Below are 13275 nucleotides of genomic sequence, written 5' to 3'. Positions count from 1 at the left end.
ATGTCTACTCAATCCCATATTAGTACAAACCAACAATACAACGCTTTTTCAGTACTGGTCGTTGATGATGAACTCGGTATGCAAGCCATCCTTAAAAAGGCGCTGGGCAAACTGTTTTCGCAAGTCGATACAGCGGGCAGCATTGAAGAAGCGGAAGAGCTACGTAACTCACGCCACTACGATTTGATTCTGTTAGATATCAACTTGCCGGGGCGTTCAGGGATTGAATGGGAAGAGGCGTTTGAAGATGACGACAAACGCGCGGATGTCATCTTTATGACTGGCTACGCGGATTTGGAAATTGCCATTCGAGCACTGCAGCTTGGTGCGTCGGACTTTATCCTCAAGCCGTTCAACCTAGAACAGATGCTGAAAGCGGTCAGTCGTTGTATGGATCGTCGTTTGAACGAGCGCATGCAATACGCGATGAAGCGTGACTATCAGCGTCACAACACCTCAGAGATTATTGGTGGCTCGGAAAAAACTCGCCAACTCAAACAGCTGATTACTCAATTTGCGCCGTCTCGTGCGTCTGTCTTAGTAGAAGGTGAGTCGGGCACCGGTAAAGAACTGGTCGCGAGAGGCATTCACCAAGCCAGTGGTCGAACAGGTCCTTTCGTCCCACTTAACTGTGGTGCGATTGCACCAGAGCTTTTAGAGAGTGAGTTGTTTGGCCATACCTCGGGGGCTTTTACTGGCGCAAAGAAATCTCGCGAAGGTCTTTTTCGAGTAGCCAATGGCGGTACACTATTCCTCGATGAAATCGGTGAAATGCCTTTATCCATGCAGGCGTCACTGCTGCGTGTGCTAGAGCAACGTACGATTCGTCCGGTAGGTTCTGAGCGTGAAATCAGCATTGATGTTCGTATTGTCGCGGCGACCAACCGCAACCTGCAAGAAGAGGTCAACAAAGGTAACTTCCGTAGCGACCTTTACTACCGTTTAAACGTGTTGAAGATCGAAGTTACCCCTCTGCGTGAGCGTAAAACTGACTTGTTTGAACTGGTTCCGTACTTCAGCAATATGCTGACCAGTGAACTTGGCATGCAAGCACCGAAGTGGGCGCATGAAGACATGGAAGCGATGAGTGAGTACGAATGGCCAGGTAACATTCGTGAACTTAAAAACCTCATCGAACGTTGCATTTTGTTAGGTAAACCGCCTGCGCATCACTGGCGTGAACTCAATGGCGGTCATGCTTTACCGAATGTTTCCATTACCGTGTCACACAGTGAAGAATTGCCAACTTTCAAAGAGGGCAAAGAGTTCTCCGGTGAAGGCTATCCAAACACTTGGACATTAAAAGAAGTGGAAAAAGCGCATATCCAACAATTGGTTAATTTGCACGAAGGCAACAAGTCGGCGGCGGCTCGAGATTTAGGAGTGGCACGAAAAACGCTAGAGCGCAAATACAAAGAGTGGGATTCTGAGGACGAGGATTATGCCGAGTAGTAGTTGGCAGCAACACAAAGGATTGTCTAAATGGACGTACCGATTCAAAACCATGGTGCGTTATCGACTGTTGATTTTGACTTCTGCGCCAATCTTCTTAACGCTGATAGCCCTTATCGGCATTACGATCTATTGGTCGATTCACTATACGTGGCAAAACGCATTATTAGACGTGTCGGAGCGTTTAGGTGTCGCCAATAACAGCATTACGCTGCTGCAACAAAAGCAGGCGAACTACGTCAAATCGTTCGCGGACTCTTATGACTTCCGTACCCGAGTGAATCAAAATGTCCCACAAGCAGAGTTGCAAAAGTGGGTGACTGCGCAGAAAAAACGCTACGGTTTGGACTTTTTGTCCTTCCAACGTGTTAATTCGATGGAAAACAAATTCCGCTTTATGGATTTAACTAAGCGCGAATCTTTCTTCGATGTGCTCGACAGAAAAGAACTGGAAAAGCTAGACCCCGAACTCGCCAAACGTGCTGAAGTACCGATTCTAAAGAATGGTGGTGTAGAAGCGCGTGGCTTGGTGAGTCGAACTGTGATCCCAGTTTACAGCCAACAGAACGACTTAATTGGCTTCTTAGATGGCGGTTTGCTGCTTAACAACAGCACGGTATTGGTCGATCAAATTCGTGATCTTATCTATTTGAGTGATAACGACACCCTCCGTCCAGTGGGGACTCTGACGGTATTCTTGGATGATCTTCGTGTTAGTACTAACGTTCCGCTAGACAGTGACCAACGTTTGGGGCGCGCTATCGGTACGCGAGTAAGTTCTGAGGTATACAACAAGGTATTGGCGGAAGGTGAGCAATGGGTCGACCGCGCGTTTGTTTACGATGCTTGGTATATCACCGCTTATCAACCAATCAAAGACCAGTACGATAACGTCATTGGTATGCTCTACACCGGTTACTTGATGTGGCCATTCGTCAAGGCGTATATGACCAATATCGTTGAGATCAGCTTGATTACCTTAATGTTGCTCTTAGTTTCTGGCGTGATGGTGTATCGCGGCTCACGTGATCTATTCCGTCCAATCGAGCGCATCTATAAGGTCGTGAAGCTTGTCCAGTTGGGTAAAGAAAAGCGCATTGGTCCATTAGGGCTGGATGAGCATCACGAGCTGGCTCAATTAGCGCGCCAGTTCGACAACATGCTTGATGCTTTGGAAGATCGTAAAGTCGAGCTGAAGAACTCAGCCATGCAGCTGGAAGGTAAAGTTCAACAACGTACGGCGAGTTTGAAAGACAAAACTGAACAACTCGAACTTCATATTCAATTGCTCAACCAAACCCGTGACAAGCTTGTGGTCAACGAAAAGCTTGCTGCATTGGGTGAGTTAACCGCGGGCATCGCGCACGAGATTAACAACCCAACCGCAGTGATTCTGGGTAACGTTGAATTGATTCAGTTTGAGCTCGGTGAAGAGGCAAGCCGCGTTCAGGAAGAGATTGATGCGATTCACGCTCAGATTGACCGTATTCGGAATATCACGCGCAGCTTGCTGCAATACAGCCGTCAGGGCGGTGTACAAGACGAGATTACGTGGCAACACGTGAACCCAATCATCGATGAGAGCATCACTCTGGTTAAAACCGGTACTAAGAAGCGCGATATCGAGTTTGTCACCGATTTACAAGCTCATACTTCGGTTGAGATCAATCGCCACCACTTGTTGCAGATTCTGGTGAACTTGCAGATGAATGGCATTCACGCGATGGACGGTAAAGGCAAGTTGACCGTCGTGAGTGAAGATTGGATTGAAGATGGCGAACTGAAAGGCGCAGCGATTCATGTCACCGATGAAGGTTGTGGTATCAAGCCAGAAAACTTAAGCCGTATCTTCTCTCCGTTCTATACCACTAAACGCGATGGTACAGGTCTAGGGCTTTCTGTTTCGCAAAGTATTCTTAGTCAAACAGGCGGCGAGCTAAAAGCCGAATCGGAATGGGGCAAAGGCAGTACGTTCAGTATCTACCTTCCAAAGAAAGCCGAGTTACTGCTTGAGGTCACGAATATCGCTTAACCGGCGATTCCAATTAGCTAACGCGTAAAGAAAAGGGTCAGTGTAATCACTGACCCTTTTTGTATCTGTCCTTCTCTAAACGCGAGAGGATTACGTTGAATTAACCCGTATGCACTGCAATCTTCGGTGGATTGATGCCATGCTTCTTGAACTCTTTCATCACACGCAGAGTAATGTCGGTTTCAAACAGCTTTTCGTAGGCGGTGTCTACCACATAAGCCTTACACGTTAGTTGAATTGCTAAGTAGTTATCAGTAATAGTCTGCTTGACGAGAACCGTTACGGGCTTAGGTAGGTGGATATAACGGCTTGAAGACGCCGCTTCCTGAATCAAGTCACGCGCTAACGTAATGTCTTCATTCATGCCGACATAGAACGGAATCACCACCTGCATATCCAGCGCACCGTAGTTACCGCTGACCACAACTTCACTCAAGAACTTGTTGTTTGGAATCGTAATAATGTCATCGGTTAGGGTACGCATGCGTACAGAGCGCAAACCAATCGCAATAATATCACCGTAGTTACCTTCGAACGTGACGCGGTCACCAACTTGGAATGGACGGTCAACCATAACCGTCATACCTGCGATGAAGGATGCGGCTAGGTCTTTCAATGCGAAACCAACCGAAACCGCTAACGTACCACCAATCAAAGCAAGGATTTGATCGTTAATACGGAAGCTCATCATAAACACGACAGAGCCAGCGGTTAAGTAGATAAAGAACTGCAGGAATGATTGGAGCTTTTGCAGCACCATGCGGTATTGCACGAACTGGCTACCAATACTTTCTACCATCGAGTTCATGAACTTAAGCAATAGCCACGTTGAGGCAATCACAATGATGGAGAAGAACACGCCGCTCCAACGAATTAGGCTAGCGATTTGCGAGATATTATCCACACTCGCGATTTCTTCAGTCGCCAATGCAGAGGTGCTTAATAGCGATAACGCTAATACGGTGAGTAGTTTTTTCATCGTTATTTCACCAATAAATGTTGACGGTCGAGAACGTTGGTAATGTGACGGAACCAGTGATCCGACACGCGAGCTTTGTCTTCGCTCCACTCAATAAAGCCGCGGCTTTGGAAGTAGCGCAGCGTACCAATCACTTCCGCAATACTCAGCTGAGTACACTCAGAAAGCTCTTCCGGCGACGCCACTTCAAGCTGAACAATTGAGCGCAGCACGGCCAGCATTGGCTTCGGCATTTTCTCTAGCTCTTGAGACTCTGGTGCGTGGAACAATCGAACCACCACTTGTTGCGTCTCTTTATCCTGACGCAGAGACAAGCGGAAAAAGCGCAAGCCAACTGTCGGGTTACCATCAGAGTAATGCCACAAAATACGGTAGAAACCTTGCTTAGCTCGTTCTTCTTCTGTGATGTCTTCTTGGTCCCATTGTTTAGGCACGACAAGACCATCAAACGTTACTGGGTTCTCGATCTCTTGGTTAATACGTGTATCAAACAGCGCAGACAGTTGTTTTTCACTCCAACGCGGCATAAACGCTACCCAGTCAAACAACAAACGTTCGCCACGAGCACGGTCGACGAAACGCCAGCTTGCTTTCTCAATCGCCATCACAACGCGGTGGTTCTTCTTAGAGCGACGAAGTAGGTTAGTCAGTTTAATCAAACCGCTTAAACCGCCTACCATTGGCTTAACTAAGCGCTGGGCGTTATCAACTGCGATAAGGTAAGGCGTATCACTTTTACGAAGATGCGCAAGAACCTGTATCTCAGACGCGTCTTCTTCTAACCCAAGTTGTAGTGCCAGCTCTTTTAGTAGTTCACTGTAACCTGCGTATGGACAGTTCAAATAAAGTGGCTCGGCGTTCTTCACTTTGTTCAGGATAGTGCGAAGGAAGGTCGTTGTACCAACGCCACGTTCACCAGAAATCACACACACAGCAGGGCTATCTGTCAGTAGGTATTTAGACAGTTGTTTGATTTCGTCAGAGGCATACTCCACCAACTCGCTGTCTTCGCTACCAGGGAGAATATACTCGAATGTTTGCTCGCCCTTGATTCTTACGAGATTGGTATCACCACCGTTATTACCCGTTTGTTTGGCAACTTCGATTCGGAACAAGTACGCCAACGCTTGGCTAAACATGGTGTAGTTAGACAACATTGCAACAATGCGGTGTTTAAAGCTGTGCAGCATAATCCACACAGCACAAATTGCCGTACCGATGATGCTTAGCAACAAGGTATCTTTACGACGGATTGACCAGTTTACCCAAACAGGACGATCAGAGAGCTTCTCCGCGACTTCAAATACCTTCTTACGCCATAGGCGCAATACCGACAGCGTCACCAATACAAACCAAAAGAACAGCGCGCTGTAGATCCATGAATAGATGGTGCCTTTACCCAGCGTACGAATCGAGATTTGCAGAATCACGCCAGCAACAATAGCGCTCCAAACGTAACGACGAATGGTTGAAAGACGTAGGGCAATCACCTCTTGGCTAGTGCTGCGGCTGTTTCGATAAGTGAATTCCAGAATAAAGCTAATCGCGATAGAACCACCTAGAACCCACCAAGTGAAGATTTCTAGAATGATCAAATGCTGCAAGCTTGGGATTTCTGATAGCACTCGAAGCGAGAGCGTAATCGCAATCAACCAAGCAATTGCTCTGTGCGCACGGCTGATATACCAAATCAAACGAACCCAAATTGGCGGTTTGGCAACGTTATCCAGTTGTGTTTCGCGGAATAGGGTAATGATGCGCTTGCTGTTAGTTAACCACCATACTAAACCGAAGTAGATAAACAACACTTTGATGCCAGCCCAAACGACCGGAATCGGTGAAATCAGAATTTCCTTAATCAGAGATTGGAAAGAGCGAATCTGGAAGAACACCAAATATTCAACGTTAAGCTGAGTTTGACGCCACTCTTGCTTAAACTGCGTGACACCATAAGGACCAAAACCGGTCAATTTGTCATGCGTGATAGGGTCGGTCAGCTCTAATAAACGTTCTTTGCTTTGACCTAGGCTGTTGACCGTCAGGTAACTGGATTGCGTTTCAAACCATTCTTTGTCTTCACCAGACTCACGGAATGTCTTTAAGTGTTGATCAAAGATAAGGGTTTGTTTGCGCTGCTCACTCATTACTGCATTGAGCAATTGGTTGACCTTACGTTTGTCTTGGTCAGACATAAACAAAGGTTCTGGCAGCTTGTTGATCTCCTGAGTGATCTCTTGTGCCACAGGGAGGATTTGAGGCTCAGGTTGGAATTCGTACTCCCACTCAGCGTGAGCAGGTAAAGAAAGCACGAGACCGACTAGCATTAAAATGCGCGCCATGAAATGCATAAAATTCTCTTAAAACTTATAAGGTTAGAGTTAGTGTAGTTGCTTTATCGCGATATGCGAGTTTTACCCAATGACCGTGCGTGATGTTGCGATTGCCTTTGAGAAACGGATGCTTAATAAAGGAATAACGTACGGAATTGATAAAAGGGGACGCACTATAAACCCAATTTCATGGGGTATGTCAATGGTTAGTCATGACGGATTTATGTCTCAGTTTTGAGTCGGTTAGAGTGAGAAACCTTAAAGTTGGAGCGGTTTATGTTATCCAAATCTCAAAATTCAGCTCGCGAAAGAGTGCTTTTTCTCATTAATTAATAAAAACAAAACTTGAAGTGTGTAGCCTTAAGCAGTAACGTTGCGCGGTTTTTCCCAATAAACTTGAATTGCTAAGGTAAAGGTTTTGATTTCCACAGCGAATATTACTCAACAATTTGGCGCTAAGCCGCTATTTGAAAACATCTCAGTTAAGTTCGGCGAAGGTAACCGCTACGGCTTAATCGGGGCTAACGGTTGTGGTAAATCAACCTTTATGAAAATCCTGAGCGGTGAGCTTGAACAAACAAGCGGTAACGTAAGCTACGATCCAAACGAGCGCGTTGCAAAACTGAACCAGGACCAGTTCGCGTACGAAGAATTCACTGTAATCGATACAGTAATCATGGGTCACAAAGAGCTATGGGAAGTGAAGCAAGAGCGTGACCGCATCTACTCACTTGCTGAAATGAGCGAAGAAGACGGCATGAAAGTGGCTGACCTAGAAGTTCAGTTCGCGGAAATGGACGGATACATGGCAGAAGCGAAAGCGGGTGAGCTTCTTCTTGCTGTAGGTATTCCAATGGAGCAACACTTCGGTCTAATGAGTGAAGTTGCACCGGGTTGGAAACTTCGTGTGCTTCTAGCACAGGTTCTATTCGCAGACCCTGACGTTATGCTTCTTGACGAACCTACCAACAACTTGGACATGGACACTATCCGTTGGTTGGAAGACACGCTAAACGCGCGTAACTGCACAATGATCATCATCTCGCACGACCGTCACTTCCTAAACTCAGTATGTACGCACATGGCTGACTTGGACTACGGCGAGCTACGTGTTTACCCAGGTAACTACGACGAGTACATGACTGCAGCTTCTCAAGCTCGTGAACGTCTACTGAACGACAACGCGAAGAAGAAAGCACAAATCGCTGAGCTACAAACGTTCGTTGCACGTTTCTCTGCAAACGCATCGAAAGCAAAACAAGCAACATCTCGTGCGAAGCAAATCGACAAGATCAAACTGGACGAAGTAAAAGCGTCTAGCCGTCAAAACCCATTCATTCGTTTTGAACAGTCTAAAGAGCTATTCCGTAACGCTCTGATTGTTGAAAACCTAAGCCAAGGTTTTGAAGACGACCTGTTTGCCAACTTCAATGCTATTTTTGAAGTTGGTGAGCGTGTTGCAATCATCGGTGAGAACGGTGTGGGTAAAACAACCCTACTGAACACACTTGCTGGTGTACTAGAACCACGTACTGGTGAGTTCAAATGGTCTGAAAACGCGAACATCGGTTACTACGCGCAAGACCACGCACACGATTTTGCTGAAGACATGAACCTAACAGATTGGATGGGTCAATGGCGTCAAGAAGGCGATGACGAGCAAGTCGTTCGAAGCTTCCTAGGTCGTATGTTGTTTGGCCAAGACGACATTAAGAAGTCAGTAAAAGTACTGTCGGGTGGTGAGCAAGGTCGTATGCTGCTTGGTAAGCTAATGATGCACAAACCAAACATGCTGCTGATGGACGAACCAACCAACCACATGGATATGGAATCGATCGAATCATTGAACACGGCACTAGAGCAGTACAAAGGCACATTGTTCTTCGTATCGCACGACCGTGTATTCGTAGACTCGCTAGCAACACGTATCATCGAAATCCGCGATGGTAAAATCACAGACTTTAAAGGCACTTACTCTGAGTTCCTAAAATCTCGTGGTATCGAAGGTTAATCCTTCTTCCGAATAAAGAAAAAGACCTCATCGCGAGGTCTTTTTTTATGTCTATTCTTTGTGAGCGCTAATGCTTTGCTAGCGCTAGGTTGTGGCGTTCAATCCTTAAATTGCCTCATTAGGTAAGCATATATCCCAACGAGCCCGAAGGTAATGATCATCGAAACGATGATGCCGCTTGGGGTGAGTAGATAATTCCACAGCTGATCGTTGTTCATAGTTCACATCCTTTGTGAATCCACATGATAGTTTAAGTCTAACTCATCTGATGACTTAGTGAGAGGTTATTGATTTCCTTTCACGTCAAAATCAATCTTCTCTGCACCAGTAAAGACTTGGAAGCGTAAGCCTTTCGCACGAGCGATGGTGGTGATGCCAAACTTTTTCGCCAGATCCAAACCCATTTGAGTTACGCCCGAGCGAGAAAGTAAAACAGGGACACCCATCTGCGCCACTTTAATCACCATCTCTGATGTAAGGCGACCAGTTGTGTAGAAAATTTTATCTTCACCCGTTTCTTGGTTAAGCCACATTTCACCCGCAAGCGTATCAACTGCGTTGTGGCGACCAACATCTTCCACAAAAGACAGTACTTCGTTGCCTTTACACACCGCACAGCCATGCACAGCGCCAGCTTTTTTGTAGGTATCGTTGTAATGCGTCAACGCTTCAAGCGCCGCGTAGATTTCAGATTGCTTCAAAGGCACTTGTGGCACTTGGTAATCTTCAAGCTGCTTCATCACGTTGCCGTACATAGTGCCTTGACCACAACCAGACGTCACCGTCTTCTTCTTCAGCGCGCCTTCTAAGTGCTCAGTATTTTCTTTGGTGATAACCGCAGCTGAGTGCGTTTCCCAGTCAATAATGACCGATTCAATCGCCTCAGGATCAGACAAGAAGCTCTGGTTCTTTAAATAACCCAACACAAGCGCTTCAGGGCGAGAGCCAAGCGTCATTAGCGTAACGACTTCCTTCCAGTTCAACATCACCGTAAGAGGGCGCTCACAGGCGATTTGCTTAGTCAGCTTCTCACCGTATTCGTCAAACACTTCTACTTCGATGGTCTGTAGGGGATTTTCACTGGTTTTAATAATGTTTGGTTTTACCACAGTCATGTCCTAATGAATGAGAGAGCCGATACACGCTCTCATTAATGGGTCTATTCGTCTTAACTCTGCTTACAAAGCAATTCTCATTCCAAAATAGCCGTTATGCGAGAAATTGCGAGGCTTTAGGTCAATTCAATGCAAAAACCGCGATATCGCAGTAATGACACAGATATCGGTTTGCGTATCGACTAGTTTTGATCTTGGGGAGAATTTGAGTTTGATTTGGCGCGTTTATTGCTTTGTACCGCTAAAATGGTTGAAAGCAAAGTACAAAATGTCCTTTTCTGTCTTAAAGCCAACATAGAACAAATTGGGTGAGTTATGTCGGATAAGAAACAGTTCGAGAAAAATGAAGATTCATGGCCGGTAGGTGTGGATCTTGTAGAGCATGAGATCAGTACCGGTATTTGGGTTACGACCCAATGGCAACTGACGGGATTTGAGATTAATCCAACCGAAGACACTCAACACGTGTGCTTGCTGCAATTGCACAAAGACGAGCGCACCGATTATCGCTTTAACCTGAGCTCGCAACAGCCAAAGCTTTTCTTGGTTATGGACAATGTCGACTCTGGTGATACACCGACGATTCAATTGCTTACGGCGTCTCAAACTGTCGCTGCGCAATATATGGATGGCGATAACCTAGTATTATCTAATGATATGCCGTTAGCTATTCAAGCTTGGATGGAAGCCTTTATTGGGCGCCACGGTGAGTTGTTAGAAGTAAGACGCAAGAAACGCAAAGGAGCGGGCAGAGCAAATGGCAACTAGTTTTTTTAGCCGTTGGTCGAAACGTAAGTTAGAAGAAGCCACTACCGAGCCTACAGACGCTAAGGTCGTGGAGTCTGTTGAATCTACTGAACCAGAAACCGCACAAGCTCATGAAGAATTAAGCACTGAAGCGCAAGCATTGGCTACTGAGGCTTCTGCGACAGAGACTGAATCTCAACAGACATCAAGCGAAACTACTGATCCTGAAGAGATGTCCGTAGCGCAGCTATTGGTTTCTGAGGCATCAGAGAGCGTTAAGAAAGCCGCACTGCGTAAGATGTTTTTGTCAGAAGAGTTTAACGTTCGCGATGGTTTGGATGATTACGACGATGACTACAGTAACCTCAAGTCGCTTTCTGAAGGGGTGGCTGAAACACTTCGTGATTGGGTGAAAGAGAAAACGGAAGAAGAACCAGCAGAAGAAACCGCACAATCAACTGAATCTCATGAAGAAAGTGATATTGAATCGGCTGATGTAGAACTTGCTGAAGGTGCCGAAATTCCCGAAGAACAAAAAGAACTGGATATAAATACAGTGCCTGGTGAAAGTGATAATCTAGAGACAAAACTAGCCCCTGAAGAGGTGGGACAAAATATACCACACAAAGAATAGGTACATTTTGACTAAACGCTCAATGAACCGGCTGAGACAAAATGTCCCAGTCGGTTTTTTTATCCCTACAATTTCTAAGATAAATAGCTAACCTATTGAAAATTAGCTGATATTTAATTGGCACGACATTTGCTATCTGTTGCTCATTACCATTCTTGTTGAAGTTAGACCATTTGCCTAACAGGCAGTGATAACCCGGGTGGGACTACCTAAAAGGGGTAGTTACTGACGAGTTAATCAGCAGAATCGCCTGCGCTAACTACAATGAAAGATGGAAGAAACTATCCATGCGTATAAATGGAACTGAGCAATGTTGAAACAACTATTAGAACAAGCAACTTCCAATAACGGTAAAGCGCGTCTGTATGCGTTTGAGAATACCGTAGAGTTGACCAATCTTATTCCACCAACGGTGAGCTACGAGAGTGGCGGTAATACACTGATTGTTGGACCGACTGCCATCATTGAGAGTGCAGCCGCGCAGCTATCTCAAATGAACAGCCTGACACTTCTTTCTACAGACGGAGAGAAAGGCGCCAATCCAGAACTGTACTTTGCAAACTCAGTTCAGGTTTCTGGTTTCCTAGGCACGTTTGAAGTGCTTATCGAAAATAACGGTCTAACAAGCAACCTAGCAAAAGTCGCTATTAATAGTGATTGTTTCGATGTTGTTCTCGATCTTTGTCTAAGCAGCTGTATGTCAGAAGAGGTTCCGGTTCCGGGTTACTACCCAGTGGGACGCGGTTATCCAAAACTGGCAGAAGCGCTAGAAGAAATCCCAACATTGATGGGTACGTTTGATAAGCCAAAGTTCTTCCGTCTGGACACTGATCTATGTGCGCACAGTTCTCGTGGCGTAAAAGGTTGTGAGCGTTGTGTGGATGCTTGTCCTGCTGGCGCACTATCAAGTGAAGGCAGCGATAAAACGGGTCATCGCATCGAGATTAACCCATACCTATGTCAGGGCGTGGGTACTTGTGCAACGGCTTGTCCGACAGAAGCGATTCATTACGCGCTACCTAATCCTGAAGATACGCAAAAATTCATTGAACGCACGTTAGCGAACTACGAGCAAGCGGGCGGCCTAGATCCTATCGTTCTTATCTGTAGCTCTCGTCACGAGACTTACAACGTGATGGCACTGAAAGCGCTACCAGATAACGTGATTCCAATTGTGGTTGAAGAACTGCCTTCTATTGGTATCGATACATGGTTCGCCGCTCTAGTTAATGGCGCGACGCAAGTACTATTTGCAGCTTCTCGTTTTATGCCTGCAACCATCATTCGTGTTCTGAACAACGAAGTAGGTATCGCGCAAGAGCTATTGGATCAACTTGGTATCGCAAAAGAAACTATCGATATCCTTTACTTGGAATCGCTTCGTGAAGGTCCTCCAACACTATGTACAGATTCATTCGATCTTGCCCTTGGCGATCTTCAAGGTAACAAGCGTCAACGTTTGTTTACTGCGCTTGATGCAATGTCTTCTTCTCGTATTCCGGTTGAGAACATTGTTGAACTGCCTGCGAACGCGCCTTACGGCAATGTTTCTTGTGAGAGCAAAGATTGTACGTTGTGTATGAGCTGTGTGGCGGTTTGTCCGACGCGTGCACTTCATACCGATGGTGAATCTCCATCACTTAAATTCGTTGAACAAGATTGTATTCAATGTGGTTTGTGTGAAAAGGCATGTCCAGAGAAAGTTCTGACTCTAACGCCACGTATGAACTGGGTGAAAGAAGAGCGTCAAAAAGCGGTTGTGATTCACGAAGAGAAAGCCGCGGAATGTATTCGCTGTCATAAGCCATTCGCACCTCAGTCTATGATCGACATGCTACAAAACAAGTTACGCGGTCACTCTCATTTCTCTGATGAAGCGGCGATCAATCGTATCGCGATGTGTGAAGACTGCCGTGTGATCGACATGTTTGAGTCGATGGCAGAAGACCCAATGAAACAACTGAAATACTAGGAG

General features: G+C 46.0%; 9 protein-coding genes. 6 read left to right on the top strand and 3 right to left on the bottom strand.

Going from position 1 to position 13275, the window contains the following annotated elements:
• Both ACLIIY_RS07050 and ACLIIY_RS07045 read left to right on the top strand, forming a co-directional pair.
• The gene (locus ACLIIY_RS07050; protein ID WP_039840901.1) at positions 1 to 1452 is read left to right on the top strand and encodes a sigma-54-dependent transcriptional regulator; all 1452 of its coding nucleotides are present in this window, start codon (positions 1 to 3) and stop codon (positions 1450 to 1452) included.
• Entirely contained in the window at positions 1442 to 3484 is a 2043-nt protein-coding gene (locus ACLIIY_RS07045; protein WP_434528392.1) for a sensor histidine kinase, read from the top strand. The genes ACLIIY_RS07050 and ACLIIY_RS07045 overlap by 11 nt, the downstream gene beginning before the upstream one ends.
• 100 nt (positions 3485 to 3584) lie before the next feature.
• Here ACLIIY_RS07045 and ACLIIY_RS07040 read toward each other — a convergent pair whose 3' ends face one another.
• Positions 3585 to 4463: a mechanosensitive ion channel family protein gene (locus tag ACLIIY_RS07040; protein WP_005427576.1), complete on the bottom strand. Its 879-nt coding sequence runs from the start codon at positions 4461 to 4463 to the stop codon at positions 3585 to 3587.
• 2 nt (positions 4464 to 4465) lie between these two features.
• Positions 4466 to 6811: an ATP-binding protein gene (locus ACLIIY_RS07035; RefSeq protein WP_041055827.1), complete on the bottom strand. Its 2346-nt coding sequence runs from the start codon at positions 6809 to 6811 to the stop codon at positions 4466 to 4468.
• Positions 6812 to 7211: 400 nt separating this feature from the next.
• On the opposite strand from ACLIIY_RS07035, the gene ACLIIY_RS07030 reads away from it, so the two are divergent.
• Positions 7212 to 8804, top strand: a complete 1593-nt coding sequence (locus ACLIIY_RS07030) for an ABC-F family ATPase (protein ID WP_005441564.1) — start codon at positions 7212 to 7214, stop codon at positions 8802 to 8804.
• Positions 8805 to 9088: 284 nt separating this feature from the next.
• Here ACLIIY_RS07030 and ACLIIY_RS07025 read toward each other — a convergent pair whose 3' ends face one another.
• Positions 9089 to 9913, bottom strand: a complete 825-nt coding sequence (locus ACLIIY_RS07025; protein ID WP_434528391.1) for a formate dehydrogenase accessory sulfurtransferase FdhD — start codon at positions 9911 to 9913, stop codon at positions 9089 to 9091.
• 321 nt (positions 9914 to 10234) lie between these two features.
• Between ACLIIY_RS07025 and ACLIIY_RS07020 the strand changes: the two genes are divergently transcribed.
• The 3 genes from ACLIIY_RS07020 (at position 10235) to ACLIIY_RS07010 (ending at position 13272) form a co-directional block, all read left to right on the top strand.
• Entirely contained in the window at positions 10235 to 10687 is a 453-nt protein-coding gene (locus ACLIIY_RS07020; RefSeq protein ID WP_005441569.1) for a DUF3305 domain-containing protein, read from the top strand.
• Positions 10677 to 11300 (top strand): DUF3306 domain-containing protein, encoded by a 624-nt coding sequence (locus tag ACLIIY_RS07015; RefSeq protein ID WP_434528390.1) that lies wholly within the window; start codon positions 10677 to 10679, stop codon positions 11298 to 11300. The genes ACLIIY_RS07020 and ACLIIY_RS07015 overlap by 11 nt, the downstream gene beginning before the upstream one ends.
• Before the next feature lie 310 nt (positions 11301 to 11610).
• Positions 11611 to 13272 (top strand): 4Fe-4S dicluster domain-containing protein, encoded by a 1662-nt coding sequence (locus ACLIIY_RS07010; RefSeq protein ID WP_408676597.1) that lies wholly within the window; start codon positions 11611 to 11613, stop codon positions 13270 to 13272.
• Positions 13273 to 13275 lie beyond the last annotated feature (3 nt).

The sequence above is a fragment of the Vibrio sp. K4 genome (assembly GCF_051122595.1).
Taxonomy (GTDB): Bacteria; Pseudomonadota; Gammaproteobacteria; order Enterobacterales; family Vibrionaceae; genus Vibrio; species Vibrio owensii.
The sequence above is the reverse complement of the archived record's forward strand: the minus strand, read 5'-3'. Positions and strand labels throughout refer to the sequence as shown.

Excerpts from the sequence above, each read along its gene's own strand:
- ACLIIY_RS07020 (WP_005441569.1), top strand. The coding sequence starts at position 10,235 with ATGTCGGATAAGAAACAGTTCGAGAAAAATGAAGATTCATGGCCGGTA.
- ACLIIY_RS07045 (WP_434528392.1), top strand. The coding sequence starts at position 1,442 with ATGCCGAGTAGTAGTTGGCAGCAACACAAAGGATTGTCTAAATGGACG.
- ACLIIY_RS07035 (WP_041055827.1), bottom strand. The coding sequence starts at position 6,811 with ATGCATTTCATGGCGCGCATTTTAATGCTAGTCGGTCTCGTGCTTTCT.
- ACLIIY_RS07050 (WP_039840901.1), top strand. The coding sequence starts at position 1 with ATGTCTACTCAATCCCATATTAGTACAAACCAACAATACAACGCTTTT.
- ACLIIY_RS07040 (WP_005427576.1), bottom strand. The coding sequence starts at position 4,463 with ATGAAAAAACTACTCACCGTATTAGCGTTATCGCTATTAAGCACCTCT.
- ACLIIY_RS07015 (WP_434528390.1), top strand. The coding sequence starts at position 10,677 with ATGGCAACTAGTTTTTTTAGCCGTTGGTCGAAACGTAAGTTAGAAGAA.
- ACLIIY_RS07010 (WP_408676597.1), top strand. The coding sequence starts at position 11,611 with ATGTTGAAACAACTATTAGAACAAGCAACTTCCAATAACGGTAAAGCG.